The organism is Pseudomonas sp. IT-P218 (assembly GCF_949767605.1).
Taxonomy (GTDB): domain Bacteria; phylum Pseudomonadota; class Gammaproteobacteria; order Pseudomonadales; family Pseudomonadaceae; genus Aquipseudomonas; species Aquipseudomonas putida_AE.
The window spans coordinates 1-17107 of record NZ_CATKQQ010000002.1; the positions used below are offsets into that span (position 1 = coordinate 1).

Consider the following 17107-nt stretch of genomic DNA (forward strand, 5'->3'; position numbering starts at 1 on the left):
ATGTGTCAGGCCAGACGTTCTGCTTTCGCCTCTTCACCCAGGCAAGCCGCCGCGGTGAACAGCACATCAGTGGACGAATTCAGCGCGGTTTCCGCCGAGTCCTGCAACACGCCGATGATGAAACCGACCGCCACCACCTGCATGGCGATTTCGCTCGGGATGCCAAACAGGCTGCACGCCAGCGGGATCAGCAGCAACGAACCACCCGCCACGCCCGACGCGCCACAGGCGCAGATGGCCGCCACCACGCTCAGCAGAATGGCGGTCGGGATGTCCACGGCGATGCCCAGGGTGTGCACGGCCGCCAGGGTCAGCACGGTGATGGTGATCGCCGCACCGGCCATATTGATGGTGGCGCCCAGCGGGATCGACACCGAGTAGGTGTCTTCGTGCAGGCCCAGGCGCTTGCTCAACTCCAGGTTGACCGGAATGTTCGCCGCCGAGCTGCGGGTGAAGAACGCGGTGATGCCGCTTTCGCGCAGGCAGGTCAGCACCAGTGGATACGGATTACTGCGCAGTTTCCAGAACACGATGAGCGGGTTCATCACCAGCGCCACGAACAGCATGCAGCCCAGAAGCACGGCCAGCAGATGCGCGTAGCCGATCAAGGCGCCGAAACCGGAGGTGGCCAGGGTCGAGGCCACCAGGCCGAAGATCCCCAGCGGGGCGAAGCTGATCACCAGGCGCACGATCACGGTCACGCCATTGGACAGGTCGCCCAGCACTTCGCGGGTGGTGTTGCCGGCATGGCGAATGGCAATGCCCATGCCGATGGCCCACGCCAGGATGCCGATGAAGTTGGCGTTCATCAGGGCGCTGACCGGATTGTCGACCACGCTCAGCAGCAGGCTTTGCAACACTTCACCGATGCCGCCCGGTGCGGTCACCGCAACGTCGTGGGTCGACAGCACCAGGCTGGAAGGGAACATCATGCTGGCAACCACCGCGACCACGGCGGCGGCGAAAGTCCCCAGCAGGTACAGGAACAGAATCGGCCGGATGTGGGTTTCCTGGCCGTGCTTGTGGTTGGCGATCGACGCCATGACCAGCACGAACACCAGGATCGGCGCGACCGCTTTCAGCGCGCTGACGAACACTTTGCCGATAAATGCGGTGGACTTCGCCGTTTCAGGCGCGAACAGGGCCAGGGCAATACCGGCGACCAGGCCGATCACGATTTGCGTGACCAGGCTCAGGCGTTTCAGGCGTTGCAATAGAGAAGGGGATGAAGCGGTCATAAAACGGCATCTCGTATTTTTTTATAAGTGCAAGGTTTCGCCGCTGCTGCGGGGCAGACCACAGGCAGGAAACCGAAGAAGGTCGCGCCATCGACGTCATGAAAGATCGATGAACACAGGGTGTTACGTTTTGCAGGGCGCGGACTTTATCACAGCGTAGGCACGATCCTTCAGACCTGTGACGAACTGCCGCTCGGCTACGCAACGCAATTTGCAGGTTCGTGCAACCGCATCCGTTATCACTCTGTTAACATTCGCCATCCTCATTTCATCTCTGCCAGTGGGCCTTCGGGCTATCGCTGGTGTCGTCGTTTTTTCTGGAGTTGTGCATGCTGTTGCCCATTCTTCTGTTGTCTGCCGCCGGTTTCACGGTGCTGACCACGGAATTTGTCATCGTCGGCTTGTTGCCGGCCATCGCCCGGGACCTGGACGTCAGCATCCCGCAAGCCGGCCTGCTGGTCACCCTGTTCGCCTTCACCGTCGCCGCCTTCGGGCCGTTCCTCACGGCGTATTTCGCCCGCTTCGAGCGGCGCAAGCTGTTCATCTCGGTGCTGATCCTGTTCGGCCTGGCCAACACCCTGGCGGCGCTGGCGCCGAACATCTGGGTGATGGCGTTTGCCCGGCTGGTCCCGGCGCTGGGGTTGCCGGTGTTCTGGGCCCTGGCCAGCGAGACTGCGGTGGACATCGTCGGGCCGGAATACGCCGGCCGCGCCATCGCCAAGATCGGCTTCGGCATTGTCTGCGCCACGGTGTTCGGCATTCCCGTGGGCACCTTGATTTCCGACGCGTTCGGCTGGCGCAGTGCGTTCGCCATCCTGGCGGTCATCGCGTTTGCCAAGGCGCTGCTGCTGTTTATCTACCTGCCGAAAACCAACCTGCACCAGCATCAGGTGAGCTTCCTTTCGCAGTTCAAGATCCTGCGCAGCCCGCTGATGCTGGGGCATGTGTTGCTGTCGGTGGTGGTATTCAGCGGCATGTTCACGGCCTACACCTACCTGGCCGACATCCTCGAGCGCCTGGCCGGGTTCAACGGCACTGTGGTCGGCTGGTGCCTGATGGGCTTCGGCGCGGTGGGGTTGATCGGCAACTCGCTGGGCGGGCGTGCGGTGGATCGTCACCCGCTGATGGCGTCGATGATGTTCTGTGCGTTGATGATTGCCGGCCTGGTGGCCCTGGTGCCGAACATTCATTCGCCCCTCGGTCTGGCGGCGGCGATGGGCATCTGGGGCGTGACTCAGGCGGCGATGTTCCTGGTCAGTCACGTGCGCTTGATGAAAGCCGCGCCGGAAGCGCCAGCCTTCGCCGCTTCGCTGAACATTGCCGGCGCCAACCTGGGCATTGGCCTGGGCGCGATGATCGGCGGCTCGGTGATTGACCGCGTAGGGCTGCAGGGTCTTGGCTTCGCGGCGGCCGCGCTTATCCTCGCCTCGGTCCTGCTGGCGATTGCGCTGATGACGTTCAAACCCCGCGAAGTTTGCGCCTGAGGCGTCACAGTTCGGTAAACAACTCGCGTCGGGCACCTTCGGTAATGGCGACAATGCCAGGGTGCTTGACCTTGCGCTCCACCGAAATGGCGTAGAACGACTCGCTGACTGCGTCGGTCTGGCCAATCACCTGCACGCCGTATTGGCGTTTCACTTCGTCGGCAATCACGCTCGGGCCGATGAAAATACCGCTGCCGGACTGGCCGAAAGCCTGCATCAAGGCACTGTCGTCGAACTCGCCGACGATCTGCGGCTGGATCTGCTGCTCGGCGAACCAGCGTTGCAAGCGGCTGCGCACCACGGTTTCCGGCCCGGGAATCAGCAGGGGCGCGCCATGCAGGCCGCGGGGAAAATCCTGACCGTAACGCGCGGCCAATTCGGCGGTGGCAAAAAAACTTATCCCGCATTCGCCAAGTTTCTGGCTATAGCCCTTGATGTCCAGGTGCGATGGCATCGGGCTGTCGGATATCACCAGGTCGAGGCGCTGGATGGCCAGGTCGGCCAGCAGCCGCTCAAGCTTGTCTTCGCGGCAGGTGATGCGCAGCGGCTCATTCAATTCCATGGTCGGCGCGATCAGGCGGTAGACGATGGACTTGGGCACCACGTCGGCCACGCCCACGCGAAACAGGATCTGCTGCTCGTTGGGCTGCGCCCGCAACATCAATTCCAGTTCGCCCCCCAGCTGAAACATCTGCTCGGCGTAGGTCAGGGTCTGTCGCCCGGCCTCCGTCAGCTCAAGCTGCCGACCAACCCGACGGAACAGCTCAATGCCATAGGTCTGTTCGAGCAGCGATATCTGCCCGCTGATGGTTTGTGGCGTCAGGTTCAGTTGCTCGCAGGCGCGCACGATGCTGCCTGTCTTGGCGACCACCCAGAAGTAATGCAATTGCCGATAGTTGAGCATGGGAATCAACGGTTCGTAAAAACCGAAGTATAACCGCTAAAAATACGAATTTTCCTGAAGTATTCATTTCCCTAGAATCCCTCGCTATCAACGGGCCTTCGTTTCGGCCGCGTTCGTTATATCGAGGAAAATCATATGAAACTAAAAGCGACGGCGCTGCTGATCACGTCTTTACTGGTTCTGGCCGGTTGCGACCAGGCGGAAAAAAGTGCCCAGCAGTTGATGGGTGCGGCTGCCGAAAGCGCGAAGCAGGCGATCGACGATACGCACAAAGCCGCCGAGCAAGCGCTCAGCGAAGCCACCGGCGGGCTGATCAGCAAAAAAGAATCATCGGAAAAAGAAGCGGAAAAATCCGAATCTTCCTCCCAGGAAATCTAAACCGTCTTACAACGAGTCAGGACTGACCCATGGAATACCTTTTACAGCTAGCCGCCAGCCCCACCGCCTGGGTCGCCCTGGCCACCCTGGTGGTGATGGAAATCGTGCTCGGCATCGATAACCTGATCTTCATTTCGATCCTGACCAACAAACTGCCCGAGCAGCATCGGCAGAAGGCGCGGCGCATCGGTATCGGCATGGCGCTGATCCTGCGCCTGGGCTTGCTCAGCACCATCGCGTTCATCGTTCAGTTGACTTCGCCGGTGATCGAGATTCTCGGCCATGCGTTTTCCTGGAAGGACATGATCCTGATCGCCGGCGGCCTGTTCCTGTTGTGGAAAGCCACCACCGAGATCCATCACAGCATGGACCCGGCGCCGGAAGATCCGAAGTCGGCTACTTCGACCGTAACCCTGGGCTTTGCCGCGGCGATCGGCCAGATCCTGATGCTGGACATGGTGTTCTCCATCGACAGCATCATCACCGCTGTCGGCATGACCGAGCACTTGCCGATCATGATCATTGCCGTGGTGGTGTCGGTGCTGGTGATGTTGCTGGCGGCGGATCCCCTGGCCAAGTTCATCAATGACAACCCGACGGTCGTGATGTTGGCCCTGGGCTTCCTGATCATGATCGGCATGACGCTGATCGCCGAAGGTTTTGGCGCCCATGTACCGAAGGGCTACGTGTATGCCGCGATGGCGTTCTCGGCTGCGATCGAGGTGTTGAACATGATGTCCCGGCGGGCAAGGCAGAAGCGGGTTGCTTCTGAAGCCTGACCCTCGCTGAAACGAAACGGCCGCCTGGAAACCAGGCGGCCGTTTTTTTATGGGTGACCGAAGATTGTGATTCAGTGGACGGTGGCGTGCTGCGCGGCGCCTTTATCGGTTTCCGTCAGCGGTACTGGCGGAGCAGGGTGATGGTGCCGGCGGGTAATGCGCAGGACGCCCCACAACATGGCGGCGGCCACCGCCAGCCAGCCGGAAATCAGCATTACGATTGTCATTGCCAGGCTCATCCAGGCCTCCTCTTTGCCCTGCAGCGGGCACACTCACTATCCAAGTGACAGTCTAGTCGCTGGCGTGTTTCAGGCTATTGACCAAAGGTCGCCTATCACCAACCAGTTTGCTCTATCGAATGCAAACAACTGCGGGTTAAGGCTATACCGCTGCGGTGCGGCATCCTATGATCGACGGCCAAGCCGGGAATGCGATTGCCAGGCAACTGATCAAGAGAGTGATGATGGTGCGAGTGATTTCTCGAATGCTATCGGCGGCGCTGATTGTCGGGTGCGTTGCCAGTCTGGGGGGATGCGCGGGAAGCGTTGCGCCGCAGATCCAGCGCCTGCCGGAGCGGGTCGAACTCAGCGGGCGGTTCTACAAGGGGGTGGCGAACCAAAGCGGGCCGCAGGTTTTGGCGAGCATGCTGTCGCAGCAGGGCATCGTGATTACCCCGGGGCTCCTCGATAAACCGCTGCGCTTGCCGGGCGCCGAAGCCCAGTTGCAACAGAACATGCAGAACCTCGCCCGCGAATACGGGATGGTGGTCTATCCCCTCGACAGCAACCTGCCGGCCTTGCTGACCCAGGTCGCGGCCGGGTACCCGGTGATGGTGCGCTTTACTGAAGGTTCGGCGCTGTGGGCCGAGCCGCGTTACGCGATTTTGACCGGCTACAACCGGCAGAAGCAGACCGTCTTGCTGCGCGCAGGCATGGATCAGCGGTTGATGATGAGCTTCGGCTCGTTCGAATCGGCATTCAAGGATGCCGGTGGATGGGCGGTGTTGATCCAGAATCCGATCCAACTGCCTGCCCAGGTCGATCAGCAACGCTGGCTCAAGGCAGCCAGCGATCTCGCCCAGGCAGGCCAGGAACAGGCTGCCGCCAAGGCGAAAAAAGCGCTGGGCGCGCAGTAGGCCCGTTCGTCACCCGCCGGGCACCTGCGCCCATTGCCAGCCTCTTATAGGGAAGGCCCGGATTTTCCCGGGCCCTCAGGAGGCGCCATGGCCCATTCCAATACCCCCGACGGTCCTCACTCGTCCGAGCATTCGTCCGGCGATGAGTTGGACTTTGATCCCGACTCCCCGGACCTTGCTGACCCGGCGGTCGATCCCATCGGGCCGGCCAAGGCACCGAGGGACGTAAAGCCGGATGACAACTCCAAGGCGCCGGCCAAACCCTACGATCCACTCGGTGACCTGAAACCCTGATTGCCTCCTGGAGGTGCGTATGTCTACCGATTCGAGTTTCAACGACAAGCGTCCGGAAACCGTACCGACCACTCCGGAGCAGGACATCGACCCGGTGATGGATCCGGAGAGTCCGATGCGCGATCCGCTGGCGCGGCCAACGGTGGTGCCCACCGAACATCCGCAGGGATGGCACGACCCAAGCAAGGGTGATGGCATTCCGGATGACGACCAGATGCCACTGCCCAACGATTAATCGCTGACGAAAAAAGCCCCGATTGATCGTAATGCTGTTCACTTAAGCATGGTGTTGTTAAGAACTGGATTGGGGGAATATCCATTGCTGCGGTAACGGCCACTTATGGTTTCGCTCTTACAGCGAGTCACTTTTGGAAGAGCCCAAAAGTAACCAAAAGGCTCTTGCCCCACCACTCGGTGCCTCGCTGTGGCTCGGCATGCCCTCTCTCCGGCATTGCTCCGTGGGTCGCCGCGATGGGCCGTCCCTGGCCCAGCGCGGCTAAACCGGCGTCCTGCCGGTTTACCCACTACGCAATGCCTGCGTTCGGCCATCGTGGTTTAACGGGGCGCCACGATCAAAAGCAAAGCGAGGCGGCCTGACAGCCGACCTGGTTTCAAGTGAGCACGTTCCCCTGTAGGAGCGAGCTTGCTCCGGGCGGCGCTCCGACGATGGACGTCAACGATAACGCGCCCTGTCTGGAGGATCGCGCTATCTGGACGTCCATCGTCGGAGCGCCGCCCGGAGCCGGCTCGCTCCCACAATTGGATCGTAGACAGGTCCCTTAATCAGGTCGGCTGTCAGGCCGCCTCGCTTTTGCTTTGGCTTTTGATTTTCTTGCCCCATCGAGAGGCCGAGTGGAGGTTCTGCGCAGTGGGTAAACCGGCATGGATGCCGGTTTAGTCGCCCTCGGCCATGGATGGCCGATGGCGACGGGCCCACGGAGCAGGACCGGAGCGAGGGCATGCCGAGCCACAGCGAGGCACCGAACGTCAGGGGCAAGAGCCCTTGGTTACTTGGGGCTTTTCCAAGTGACTCGCTGTAAGAGCGAAACCATAGGTGGCCGTTACCGCAGGAATGGATATACACCTAATCCAAATACCACCTGGGGCCCTCCAACCTAAAGTGAACAGCATTACCCGATTGATCGGGGCTTTTGTCTGCTGTAGCGGCCGGCTTACTTCGAAGCTTCAACCACGCCACTCTGGCGCTGCTTGAGGTTCTTGTCCGATTTGTACTGCAAGGCGGCGGAAGCCACGGCAGCGCTCTTGCCGGTTTCAACCCAATTGCGGATGCGCGCGGCATCGGCAAAGTGCGTGTATTTGCCATAAGCGTCGAGCAGCACCAGGGCAACCGGACGGTTGCTCATCCGGGTCACCAGCACCAGGCAGTGGCCTGCTGCGTTGGTGAAACCGGTCTTGGTCAGCTGGATGTCCCAGTCCGGCTTGCGCACCAGATGGTCGGTATTGCGGAAACCCAGGCTATAGACGGGTTTACGAAAGGTGACGGTTTTTTCCTTGGTGGTGCTCAGCTCGGTCAGCAACGGGTATTTGTGCGCGGCGATCAACAGTTTGCTCAGGTCGCGCGCGGTCGATACGTTGCGCGCGGAGAGACCGGTCGGCTCGACGAAATGGGTGTTGGTCATGCCCAGGGCCCGGGCCTTGGCGTTCATCGCGGCAATGAACGCCGCATAGCCGCCTGGATAGTGGTGGGCCAGGCTGGCGGCGGCGCGGTTTTCGGAGGACATCAGGGCAATCAGCAGCATTTCCCGACGCGGCAGTTCGCTCCTGAGTTTTACCCGGGAGTACACGCCTTTCATTTCCGGCGTGTCGCTGATGTCGATGTTGATATATTCGTCCATGTTCTGCCGGGCTTCAACCACGACCAGGCCGGTCATCAGTTTGCTGACCGAAGCGATGGGGACGACGACGTCCGGGTTGCTGGCATAGATGACTTTGTTGGTCTGCAGGTCCAGCAGCAAGGAGCTGCCGGAAGCGAGCTTGAGTGACTTGGTATCCCGCGGCGCTGCGGTGGTCTCGTCGGCACTGGCGATTGGCGTGAGGAAAGTCCCTGTAACTGCAAAAAATAGGCTCAGGATGGAAAGACGGATTTTCACGCTGGCAGACTCAATAAAGTGTTGATAAGCCGTTTTGTAACGGGCTATTTCCCGAAAAGCGCGACATTCTGGAGTATGGCTGAATAACTGTCGATGGTTGTTCGAGGCAGAGTGAAAGACCCTCGAAACGTGAAAAAAACGTCATTTTCCGGCGGATGGTCATTCCGTTCCGCGGGCAAAAAAGAACCCCGCCATGGGCGGGGTTCCTTGTGTCGCTGGTTGCCTCTACCTGCGCCTCAGCTGTGCAGGGTTTCAGCGGCGTACAGGGTGTTTTCCAGCAGGCAGGCGCGGGTCATCGGGCCAACGCCGCCTGGCACCGGAGTGATCCAGCCGGCACGGGGCAGGGCGGTTTCGTAGATCACGTCACCCACCAGCTTGCCGTCTTCCTGGCGGTTGATGCCAACGTCGATCACGATCGCGCCTTCCTTGATCCACTCACCTTTTACCAGGCCCGGCTTGCCGGCGGCGACGACCACCAGGTCGGCACGGCCGACGTGACCGGCCAGGTCCTTGGTGAAGCGGTGGGTGACGGTCACGGTGCAACCGGCCAGCAACAGTTCCATCGCCATCGGGCGTCCGACGATATTGGAAGCGCCGACCACCACCGCGTTCATCCCGTAGAGATCGGCGCCGGTGCTTTCCAGCAGGGTCATGATCCCTTTCGGGGTGCAGGGACGCAGCAGCGGGATGCGCTGGGCCAGGCGGCCGACGTTATAAGGGTGGAAACCATCGACGTCTTTATCCGGGCGAATGCGTTCCAGCAATTTGGAGGCATCCAGGTGTTCCGGCAGAGGAAGCTGAAGCAGGACGCCGTCAATCGCCGGATCGTCATTGAGGCGATCGATCAGGTCGGCCAGCGCTTGCTGGGTGGTGTCGGAAGGCAGGTCATAGGCCTGGGACAGGAAGCCGACCTCTTCACAGTCTTTACGCTTGTGCGAGACATAAACCTGAGAGGCAGGATCGCTGCCGACCAGGATCACCGCGAGGCCCGGCGTGCGCAGACCTTGCTGGCGACGCTCGTTGACGCGTTGGGCGATCTGCTGGCGCAGGCTGGCGGCGATCGATTTGCCGTCGATAAGTTGTGCAGTCATTGCGCGTGATTAACCATCGAGAGGGGAAAAAAAGAGAGCGCATTCTCGCATGTCATGCGGTGAGGGCAAAGGCGCTTGGTCTGCAAATTCCGCTAACCCCTTTAATTAAATGAATTTTTTTCAAAAAGGATTTGACGACCTGCGGGGGGCTCTATACTATTCGTCGCACTTGTCGGGCACAGCCTAGCACTGGTTGAGAAGGTTGAGCGGGATTACGGTTCTGCAAGACTGAAAAGCACTTAGTTTGTAGTCCTCCAAGAGTACAGATTAACAAGGCGCCCGTAGCTCAGCTGGATAGAGCATCCGCCTTCTAAGCGGATGGTCGCAGGTTCGAGTCCTGCCGGGTGCGCCATTAGGCAGCTTTGGCACAAGTAACGCGATATGGTGGGCGTAGCTCAGTTGGTAGAGCACGGGATTGTGACTCCCGTTGTCGTGGGTTCGATCCCCATCGTCCACCCCATATTTCGAAGGGCGCCAGATTAACAGTCTGGCGCCTTTGCTTTAAAGGCTTCATCCCGCGGATGTGGTGGAATTGGTAGACACACTGGATTTAGGTTCCAGCGCCGCGAGGCGTAAGAGTTCGAGTCTCTTCATCCGCACCAAACAAGACTTCATCCATGCCGCCTGGCCTGGTTGAGGTTCAACAAAGAAGTGATTTGGCTTCTTTGTTACGCAATATGGTGGGCGTAGCTCAGTTGGTAGAGCACGGGATTGTGACTCCCGTTGTCGTGGGTTCGATCCCCATCGTCCACCCCATATTTCGAAAAGGCGCCAGATTAATAGTCTGGCGCCTTTTTTGTTTCAGCAGATTCAGCGACCGCAGGTACCGGGTCGCAAGGGCAGGGCGTTTCGTCGTTTTTATGTTTCGCGATGATGCCGTGTTGCCCGCCGGCCTTGCTTGCGAGATCGGCTGCCAGGGAGATGATTGGCGACCTCCTCTATATATAGAAAGGTTGGCGCAGAGCCCTGGCGTGATTGGTTGTATTTGCCATCGGGGCGAGGTGCATTCGTGCATTCGCACCTATAAATTGCCTGCTGCGTTTTTACCCGTTTTCAGTAGGGTGACTTCTTGAGTTTGACCCACTAGAATGCATGCCCTTGATTCTGGGGTCGGAAACGGCCGGCTAACGTCTGTGCAACGAGGAATATCCATGCAAGTTTCTGTTGAAAATACTACTGCTCTTGAGCGCCGCATGAGCGTCACCGTGCCGGCTGAGCGCATCGAGAGCCAGGTCAACAAGCGTCTGCAGCAGACCGCCCAAAAGGCCAAGATTGCTGGCTTCCGTCCAGGCAAAGTGCCAATGAGCGAAATCAAGCGCCGTTTCGGTGCTGACGCTCGCCAGGAAGCTGTAGGCGACGTGATCCAGTCTTCCTTCTACGAAGCTGTGGTTGAGCAGAAGCTGAACCCGGCGGGTTCGCCGTCGATCGAACCAAAATCCCTGGAAGCGGGCAAGGACCTGGAATACGTAGCCGTATTCGAAGTGTTCCCTGAGTTCACCGTTGCCGGTTTCGAAGGTATCGCCGTAGAGCGCCTGAGCGCTGACGTGGCTGACGCCGATCTGGACAAGATGCTGGACATCCTGCGCAAGCAGAACACCCGTTTCGAAGTGGCTGATCGCGCCGCTCAAAACGAAGACCAGCTGAACATCGATTTCGTTGGCAAGGTCGACGGTGAAGTGTTCGCTGGCGGTTCCGCCAAGGGCACCCAGCTGGTCCTGGGTTCCGGCCGCATGATCCCTGGCTTCGAAGACGGCCTGGTTGGCGCTAAAGCCGGCGAAGAGCGCGTTCTGAACCTGACCTTCCCTGAGGACTATCAGAACCTGGACCTGGCTGGCAAAACCGCCGAGTTCACCGTGACCGTCAACACCGTTTCCGAGCCAAAACTGCCAGAGCTGAACGAAGAGTTCTTCGCTCAATTCGGCATCAAGGAAACCGGTCTGGAAGGCTTCCGCACCGAAGTTCGCAAGAACATGGAGCGCGAACTGCGCCAGGCGATCAAATCCAAGGTCAAGAATCAGGTCATGGACGGTCTGCTGGCCACCAACCCGATCGAAGTGCCAAAGGCATTGCTGTCCAACGAAGTCGACCGTCTGCGCGTGCAGGCTGTTCAACAGTTCGGCGGCAACATCAAGCCTGACCAACTGCCGGCCGAGCTGTTCGAAGAGCAAGCCAAGCGCCGTGTTGTCCTGGGCCTGATCGTGGCTGAAGTGGTCAAGCAATTCGACCTGAAGCCTGACGAAGCCCGCGTTCGCGAGATGATCCAGGAAATGGCTTCGGCTTATCAGGAGCCTGAGCAAGTTGTGTCCTGGTACTACAAGAACGACCAGCAACTGAACGAAGTTCGTTCGGTTGTGCTGGAAGAGCAAGTTGTGGATACTGTTCTGCAGAAAGCTAGCGTGACCGACAAATCGGTCTCTTACGAAGAAGCGGTCAAGCCGGTAGAAGCTCCACAAGCCGACTGATCATTTTTGCGCTAAGAAGCACACACATAAGCCAGCTCTCGAGCTGGCTTATGCGTATTCAAGACATAACTATTTGGGAGTGACTGCAGAGCATGTTCCGTAATTCGTATATTCAGCAGAACTCTGATATCCAGGCCGCAGGCGGCCTGGTCCCGATGGTTGTCGAGCAGTCCGCTCGTGGCGAGCGCGCCTACGACATCTACTCGCGTCTTCTCAAGGAGCGAGTGATCTTCCTGGTGGGTCCGGTAGAGGACTACATGGCTAACCTGATCTGTGCGCAACTGCTGTTCCTTGAAGCGGAAAACCCGGACAAGGACATCCATCTCTATATCAACTCCCCGGGCGGTTCGGTGACGGCGGGCATGTCGATCTACGACACCATGCAGTTCATCAAACCCAACGTGTCGACCACCTGTATCGGTCAGGCGTGCAGCATGGGCGCGTTCCTGCTGACGGCCGGTGCCAAAGGCAAGCGTTACTGCCTGCCGAACTCGCGTGTGATGATTCACCAGCCACTGGGCGGTTTCCAGGGCCAGGCATCGGATATCGAAATCCATGCCAAGGAAATCCTCTTCATCCGCGAGCGTCTGAACACGCTGATGGCCAAGCACAGCGGGCGTACTCTGGAAGAAATCGAGCGCGACACCAACCGCGACAACTTCATGAGTGCAGAAGCTGCGAAGGAATACGGCTTGATCGATGAAGTGATCAACCAGCGCCCCGCGTAAAATAAGCAGCTCAAAATAGGGGTGGTCGGCGGGTCCGATCACCAGCGGGCTTGAAAAAGCCCGCAATAGCCTTCATCTTGTGTTGCAAGCCTATCGGATTTGGATCGAACGAATGACTGACACCCGCAACGGCGAGGACAACGGCAAGCTGCTCTATTGCTCCTTCTGTGGCAAAAGCCAGCATGAAGTGCGCAAATTGATTGCCGGCCCCTCGGTCTTTATCTGCGACGAGTGCGTCGACCTGTGCAATGACATCATCCGTGAGGAGGTGCAGGAAGCCCAGGCCGAGAGCAGCGCGCATAAATTGCCTTCGCCTAAAGAAATCAGCGGCATCCTTGATCAGTATGTGATTGGTCAGGAGCGTGCGAAAAAGGTTCTGGCCGTAGCGGTGTACAACCACTACAAGCGTCTTAACCAGCGTGACAAGAAGAGCGACGACGTCGAGCTCGGCAAGAGCAACATCTTGCTGATCGGCCCGACAGGCTCGGGTAAAACCCTGCTTGCCGAAACACTGGCCCGCTTGCTGAACGTTCCGTTCACCATTGCCGACGCAACCACCCTCACCGAGGCGGGTTACGTGGGTGAAGATGTCGAGAACATCATTCAGAAGCTGTTGCAGAAGTGCGATTACGACGTGGAAAAGGCCCAGATGGGCATTGTCTACATCGATGAGATCGACAAGATCTCGCGCAAATCCGACAACCCGTCGATCACCCGGGACGTTTCCGGTGAAGGCGTGCAGCAGGCCCTGCTCAAGTTGATCGAAGGTACGGTCGCTTCCGTTCCACCTCAAGGTGGTCGCAAGCATCCGCAGCAGGAATTCCTTCAGGTCGACACCCGTAACATCCTGTTCATCTGCGGTGGTGCGTTCTCTGGTCTGGAAAAGGTTATTCAAAACCGTTCCACCAAAGGCGGCATCGGTTTCGGTGCAGAAGTGCGCAGCAAGGAAGAAGGCAAGAAAGTCGGTGAGTCCCTGCGTGAAGTCGAGCCTGACGATCTGGTCAAGTTCGGTCTGATCCCGGAATTCGTCGGTCGTCTGCCGGTCCTGGCCACGCTGGACGAGCTTGATGAGGCTGCGTTGATGCAGATCCTCACCGAGCCGAAAAACGCACTGACCAAGCAATATGCCAAGTTGTTCGAGATGGAAGGCGTAGACCTGGAATTCCGTGCCGACGCACTGAAATCGGTCGCAAAACGTGCCCTGGAACGCAAGACCGGTGCCCGTGGCCTGCGTTCGATTCTCGAAGGTGTACTGCTCGACACCATGTATGAAATCCCCTCGCAGTCCGAGGTGAGTAAAGTGGTGATCGACGAAAGCGTTATAGAAGGCAAGTCCAAGCCGCTGTATATCTATGAAAACAGTGAGCCTGCTGCCAAGGCCGCGCCAGACGCCTAAGCGTCACGCAGCCGGTACAAAGAAGGGGCCTTCGGGCCCCTTTGCTTTTTGCACTTTTTAACACTGTCTTTGTGCTTGTTTTTTTTCAAGGCAGCCCCCATCTTGGTTTCAAGCTTACATCCATCTGTTTCCGGCCTTATGGCCGCCGTAGAGGCGAAATCATGAAGACAACCATCGAATTGCCTCTCCTGCCATTGCGTGATGTCGTGGTTTATCCGCACATGGTTATCCCGCTGTTCGTGGGGCGCGAGAAATCCATCGAAGCCCTCGAGGCCGCGATGACGGGCGACAAGCAGATCCTTCTGCTGGCCCAGAGAAACCCTGCTGACGACGATCCCGGCGAAGACGCACTTTATCGCGTAGGTACGATTGCGACCGTTCTGCAGCTGCTCAAGCTGCCTGACGGCACGGTCAAGGTTCTGGTCGAAGGCGAGCAGCGTGGCGCCGTGGAGCGCTTCAGCGAAGTGGACGGCCACTGCCGCGCTGAAGTGTCGTTGATCGACGAGGTCGATGCGCCTGAGCGCGAGTCGGAAGTGTTCGTGCGCAGCCTGCTGTCGCAGTTCGAACAATATGTGCAGTTGGGCAAGAAAGTCCCGGCTGAGGTCCTGTCGTCGCTCAACAGCATCGATGAGCCAGGCCGCCTGGTCGACACCATGGCCGCGCACATGGCGCTGAAAATCGAGCAGAAGCAGGAAATTCTCGAAATCATCGATTTGTCGGCCCGTGTCGAGCACGTGCTGGCCTTGCTGGATGCCGAGATCGACCTGCTGCAGGTCGAAAAACGCATCCGCGGTCGTGTCAAAAAGCAAATGGAGCGCAGTCAGCGCGAGTACTACCTGAATGAGCAGATGAAGGCCATTCAGAAAGAGCTCGGTGACAGCGACGAAGGGCATAACGAAGTCGAAGAGCTGAAAAAGCGCATCGATGCCGCCGGCCTGCCGAAAGACGCCCTGGCCAAGGCGACGGCCGAGCTGAACAAGCTCAAGCAGATGTCGCCGATGTCCGCCGAAGCGACTGTGGTGCGTTCCTACATCGACTGGCTGGTCCAGGTGCCGTGGAAGGCCCAGAGTAAAGTGCGCCTTGACCTGGCTCGCGCAGAAGACATTCTCGACGCCGATCACTACGGCCTCGAAGAGGTCAAGGAACGCATTCTCGAATACCTCGCCGTGCAGAAGCGCGTGAAGAAGATTCGTGGTCCGGTGTTGTGCCTGGTAGGTCCTCCCGGGGTGGGTAAAACCTCGCTGGCGGAGTCCATTGCCCACGCCACCAACCGTAAATTCGTGCGCATGGCCCTCGGCGGCGTGCGCGATGAAGCGGAAATTCGTGGTCATCGCCGTACTTACATCGGTTCGATGCCTGGAAGATTGATTCAAAAGATGACAAAGGTGGGTGTGCGCAACCCGCTGTTCCTGCTCGATGAAATCGACAAGATGGGCAGCGACATGCGTGGCGATCCGGCGTCGGCGTTGCTGGAAGTGCTCGATCCGGAGCAGAACCACAACTTCAACGATCACTATCTGGAAGTCGATTACGACCTGTCCGATGTGATGTTCCTGTGCACCTCCAACTCCATGAACATTCCACCGGCGCTGCTGGACCGGATGGAAGTGATTCGTCTGCCGGGCTACACCGAAGACGAGAAGATCAACATCGCCGTCAAGTACCTCTCGCCCAAGCAGATCACGGCCAACGGCCTGAAGAAAGGCGAGCTGGAATTCGACGCCGAAGCGATCCGCGACATCATCCGCTACTACACCCGCGAAGCCGGTGTACGGGGCTTGGAGCGCCAGATTGCCAAGGTCTGCCGCAAGGCGGTCAAAGAGCATGCGCTGGAAAAACGCTTCTCTGTGAAGGTCACTGCGGACGATCTGGAACACTTCCTGGGCGTGCGTAAATTCCGCTACGGCCTGGCAGAGCAGCAGGACCAGATCGGTCAGGTGACCGGCCTGGCGTGGACGCAGGTGGGCGGTGAATTGCTGACCATCGAAGCCGCTGTCGTACCGGGTAAAGGCCAGCTGATCAAGACCGGTTCCCTGGGTGACGTGATGGTCGAATCGATCACCGCAGCCCTGACCGTTGTGCGCAGCCGGGCCAAGAGCCTGGGCATTCCCCTGGACTTCCACGAGAAGCGCGACACGCACATCCACATGCCGGAAGGCGCGACCCCGAAAGACGGCCCTAGCGCCGGCGTGGGCATGTGCACGGCATTGGTCTCGGCACTGACCGGCATCCCGGTACGTGCAGATGTTGCCATGACGGGTGAAATTACCCTGCGTGGCCAGGTATTGGCGATTGGCGGCTTGAAGGAAAAACTGCTGGCCGCGCATCGTGGCGGAATCAAGACCGTGATCATTCCTGAAGAGAATGTTCGCGATTTGAAGGAAATTCCGGACAATATCAAGCAAGATCTTCAGATTAAACCAGTTAAATGGATTGACGAGGTCCTGCAAATTGCGCTGCAATACGCCCCGGAGCCCTTACCGGATGTGGCTCCGGAGATAGTCGCGAAGGATGAGAAACGTGACGCAGATTCTAAGGAAAGAATTAGCACGCATTAGTACGTATTTGCCTGGGGGGCTTCCTTGACAGCTTTTTAGAGCCCTTGTTATAAAGCGGCTCTTAAGTGTCTGTAGGCCATTCAGCACTCGTTTTTGCTTTCACCAAAAAAACTTAGAATCATACTCAAATAGATATAAGGGGACTTAGAGTGAACAAGTCGGAACTGATTGATGCTATCGCTGCATCCGCTGATATCCCGAAAGCTGCTGCTGGCCGTGCGCTGGACGCTGTAATCGAATCCGTCACTGGCGCTCTCAAGGCTGGCGACTCCGTGGTTCTGGTTGGTTTCGGTACCTTCTCCGTAACTGATCGTCCAGCTCGCATCGGTCGTAACCCACAGACCGGTAAGACGCTGGAAATCGCAGCTGCCAAAAAACCAGGTTTCAAAGCCGGTAAAGCACTGAAAGAAGCTGTCAACTAAGTTCCATTCAGGTTTTTGCCTATCCGGGTCGGGGTCAAGCCTGACCTGGCAGCGGAGCGGTAGTCCAGTCGGCAGTTCGCCGGTCCGAGACGCCGAGGCTTGTCAAGACGAGTCATCGGTCCGCTCC

Annotated in this window: 16 protein-coding genes and 4 tRNA genes; 15 read left to right on the forward strand and 5 right to left on the reverse strand. The window is 58.6% G+C overall.

Annotated elements, in window-relative coordinates:
• Window positions 1–5: 5 nt before the first annotated feature.
• The gene (sstT, locus tag ACM6I6_RS00975; RefSeq protein ID WP_274074620.1) at window positions 6–1238 is read right to left on the reverse strand and encodes a serine/threonine transporter SstT; all 1233 of its coding nucleotides are present in this window, start codon (window positions 1236–1238) and stop codon (window positions 6–8) included.
• 329 nt (window positions 1239–1567) lie between these two features.
• Here sstT and ACM6I6_RS00980 point away from each other — a divergent pair, with 329 nt between their 5' ends.
• The gene (locus tag ACM6I6_RS00980) at window positions 1568–2722 is read left to right on the forward strand and encodes an MFS transporter (RefSeq protein ID WP_274074621.1); all 1155 of its coding nucleotides are present in this window, start codon (window positions 1568–1570) and stop codon (window positions 2720–2722) included.
• 4 nt (window positions 2723–2726) lie between these two features.
• Here ACM6I6_RS00980 and nhaR read toward each other — a convergent pair whose 3' ends face one another.
• A complete protein-coding gene (gene nhaR, locus ACM6I6_RS00985; protein WP_274074622.1) occupies window positions 2727–3626 on the reverse strand; it encodes a transcriptional activator NhaR in 900 nt (299 codons plus the stop codon).
• Between the two features lie 135 nt (window positions 3627–3761).
• Here nhaR and ACM6I6_RS00990 point away from each other — a divergent pair, with 135 nt between their 5' ends.
• Together ACM6I6_RS00990 and ACM6I6_RS00995 are read left to right on the forward strand one after the other, a co-directional pair.
• Window positions 3762–4004: a hypothetical protein gene (locus ACM6I6_RS00990; protein ID WP_274074623.1), complete on the forward strand. Its 243-nt coding sequence runs from the start codon at window positions 3762–3764 to the stop codon at window positions 4002–4004.
• A gap of 29 nt (window positions 4005–4033) precedes the next feature.
• A complete protein-coding gene (locus ACM6I6_RS00995; protein ID WP_274074624.1) occupies window positions 4034–4783 on the forward strand; it encodes a TerC family protein in 750 nt (249 codons plus the stop codon).
• Window positions 4784–4854: 71 nt separating this feature from the next.
• Here the strand turns inward: ACM6I6_RS00995 and ACM6I6_RS01000 are convergent, their stop codons facing one another.
• Complete coding sequence (locus ACM6I6_RS01000; RefSeq protein ID WP_274074803.1) at window positions 4855–5010, reverse strand: hypothetical protein; 156 nt, start codon at window positions 5008–5010, stop codon at window positions 4855–4857.
• 179 nt (window positions 5011–5189) lie between these two features.
• Here ACM6I6_RS01000 and ACM6I6_RS01005 point away from each other — a divergent pair, with 179 nt between their 5' ends.
• From ACM6I6_RS01005 to ACM6I6_RS01015, 3 genes are all read left to right on the forward strand, one after another.
• A complete protein-coding gene (locus ACM6I6_RS01005; RefSeq protein ID WP_323629338.1) occupies window positions 5190–5918 on the forward strand; it encodes a peptidase C39 family protein in 729 nt (242 codons plus the stop codon).
• An 87-nt stretch (window positions 5919–6005) separates the two neighbouring features.
• Window positions 6006–6212: a DUF6021 family protein gene (locus ACM6I6_RS01010; protein ID WP_274074626.1), complete on the forward strand. Its 207-nt coding sequence runs from the start codon at window positions 6006–6008 to the stop codon at window positions 6210–6212.
• Between the two features lie 19 nt (window positions 6213–6231).
• Window positions 6232–6447 (forward strand): hypothetical protein, encoded by a 216-nt coding sequence (locus ACM6I6_RS01015; RefSeq protein ID WP_274074627.1) that lies wholly within the window; start codon window positions 6232–6234, stop codon window positions 6445–6447.
• Between the two features lie 937 nt (window positions 6448–7384).
• Here the strand turns inward: ACM6I6_RS01015 and pbpG are convergent.
• Window positions 7385–8323 carry a D-alanyl-D-alanine endopeptidase gene (gene pbpG / locus ACM6I6_RS01020; protein ID WP_274074628.1) on the reverse strand — a complete coding sequence of 313 codons (939 nt, stop codon included), beginning with the start codon at window positions 8321–8323 and terminating at the stop codon, window positions 7385–7387.
• A 236-nt stretch (window positions 8324–8559) separates the two neighbouring features.
• Window positions 8560–9414 carry a bifunctional methylenetetrahydrofolate dehydrogenase/methenyltetrahydrofolate cyclohydrolase FolD gene (gene folD / locus ACM6I6_RS01025; protein WP_046817994.1) on the reverse strand — a complete coding sequence of 285 codons (855 nt, stop codon included), beginning with the start codon at window positions 9412–9414 and terminating at the stop codon, window positions 8560–8562.
• Between the two features lie 275 nt (window positions 9415–9689).
• Between folD and ACM6I6_RS01030 the strand changes: the two genes are divergently transcribed.
• The 9 genes from ACM6I6_RS01030 to ACM6I6_RS01070 all read left to right on the forward strand — a co-directional run bounded on the left by ACM6I6_RS01030 (window position 9690) and on the right by ACM6I6_RS01070 (window position 16980).
• Window positions 9690–9766: transfer RNA gene (locus ACM6I6_RS01030), tRNA-Arg, on the forward strand.
• Between the two features lie 32 nt (window positions 9767–9798).
• Window positions 9799–9874 (forward strand) — tRNA-His (locus ACM6I6_RS01035).
• 57 nt (window positions 9875–9931) lie between these two features.
• Window positions 9932–10016 (forward strand) — tRNA-Leu (locus ACM6I6_RS01040).
• 78 nt (window positions 10017–10094) lie between these two features.
• Window positions 10095–10170 (forward strand) — tRNA-His (locus tag ACM6I6_RS01045).
• Window positions 10171–10565: 395 nt separating this feature from the next.
• Complete coding sequence (tig, locus tag ACM6I6_RS01050) at window positions 10566–11876, forward strand: trigger factor (RefSeq protein WP_274074630.1); 1311 nt, start codon at window positions 10566–10568, stop codon at window positions 11874–11876.
• A 92-nt stretch (window positions 11877–11968) separates the two neighbouring features.
• Window positions 11969–12604, forward strand: a complete 636-nt coding sequence (gene clpP, locus ACM6I6_RS01055; protein ID WP_274074631.1) for an ATP-dependent Clp endopeptidase proteolytic subunit ClpP — start codon at window positions 11969–11971, stop codon at window positions 12602–12604.
• 112 nt (window positions 12605–12716) lie between these two features.
• On the forward strand, window positions 12717–14000 hold the full coding sequence (gene clpX, locus ACM6I6_RS01060; protein ID WP_046817996.1) for an ATP-dependent Clp protease ATP-binding subunit ClpX: 1284 nt from the start codon (window positions 12717–12719) through the stop codon (window positions 13998–14000).
• 161 nt (window positions 14001–14161) lie between these two features.
• Window positions 14162–16558, forward strand: a complete 2397-nt coding sequence (gene lon / locus ACM6I6_RS01065; protein WP_046817997.1) for an endopeptidase La — start codon at window positions 14162–14164, stop codon at window positions 16556–16558.
• 149 nt (window positions 16559–16707) lie between these two features.
• Window positions 16708–16980, forward strand: coding sequence for an HU family DNA-binding protein (locus ACM6I6_RS01070; protein ID WP_002552737.1), 273 nt, complete (start codon window positions 16708–16710; stop codon window positions 16978–16980).
• Window positions 16981–17107: the final 127 nt, after the last annotated feature.

Excerpts from the sequence above, each read along its gene's own strand:
- sstT (WP_274074620.1), bottom strand. The coding sequence starts at position 1,238 with ATGACCGCTTCATCCCCTTCTCTATTGCAACGCCTGAAACGCCTGAGC.
- ACM6I6_RS00980 (WP_274074621.1), top strand. The coding sequence starts at position 1,568 with ATGCTGTTGCCCATTCTTCTGTTGTCTGCCGCCGGTTTCACGGTGCTG.
- nhaR (WP_274074622.1), bottom strand. The coding sequence starts at position 3,626 with ATGCTCAACTATCGGCAATTGCATTACTTCTGGGTGGTCGCCAAGACA.
- ACM6I6_RS00990 (WP_274074623.1), top strand. The coding sequence starts at position 3,762 with ATGAAACTAAAAGCGACGGCGCTGCTGATCACGTCTTTACTGGTTCTG.
- ACM6I6_RS00995 (WP_274074624.1), top strand. The coding sequence starts at position 4,034 with ATGGAATACCTTTTACAGCTAGCCGCCAGCCCCACCGCCTGGGTCGCC.
- ACM6I6_RS01000 (WP_274074803.1), bottom strand. The coding sequence starts at position 5,010 with ATGACAATCGTAATGCTGATTTCCGGCTGGCTGGCGGTGGCCGCCGCC.
- ACM6I6_RS01005 (WP_323629338.1), top strand. The coding sequence starts at position 5,190 with ATGATCGACGGCCAAGCCGGGAATGCGATTGCCAGGCAACTGATCAAG.
- ACM6I6_RS01010 (WP_274074626.1), top strand. The coding sequence starts at position 6,006 with ATGGCCCATTCCAATACCCCCGACGGTCCTCACTCGTCCGAGCATTCG.
- ACM6I6_RS01015 (WP_274074627.1), top strand. The coding sequence starts at position 6,232 with ATGTCTACCGATTCGAGTTTCAACGACAAGCGTCCGGAAACCGTACCG.
- folD (WP_046817994.1), bottom strand. The coding sequence starts at position 9,414 with ATGACTGCACAACTTATCGACGGCAAATCGATCGCCGCCAGCCTGCGC.
- tig (WP_274074630.1), top strand. The coding sequence starts at position 10,566 with ATGCAAGTTTCTGTTGAAAATACTACTGCTCTTGAGCGCCGCATGAGC.
- clpP (WP_274074631.1), top strand. The coding sequence starts at position 11,969 with ATGTTCCGTAATTCGTATATTCAGCAGAACTCTGATATCCAGGCCGCA.
- clpX (WP_046817996.1), top strand. The coding sequence starts at position 12,717 with ATGACTGACACCCGCAACGGCGAGGACAACGGCAAGCTGCTCTATTGC.
- lon (WP_046817997.1), top strand. The coding sequence starts at position 14,162 with ATGAAGACAACCATCGAATTGCCTCTCCTGCCATTGCGTGATGTCGTG.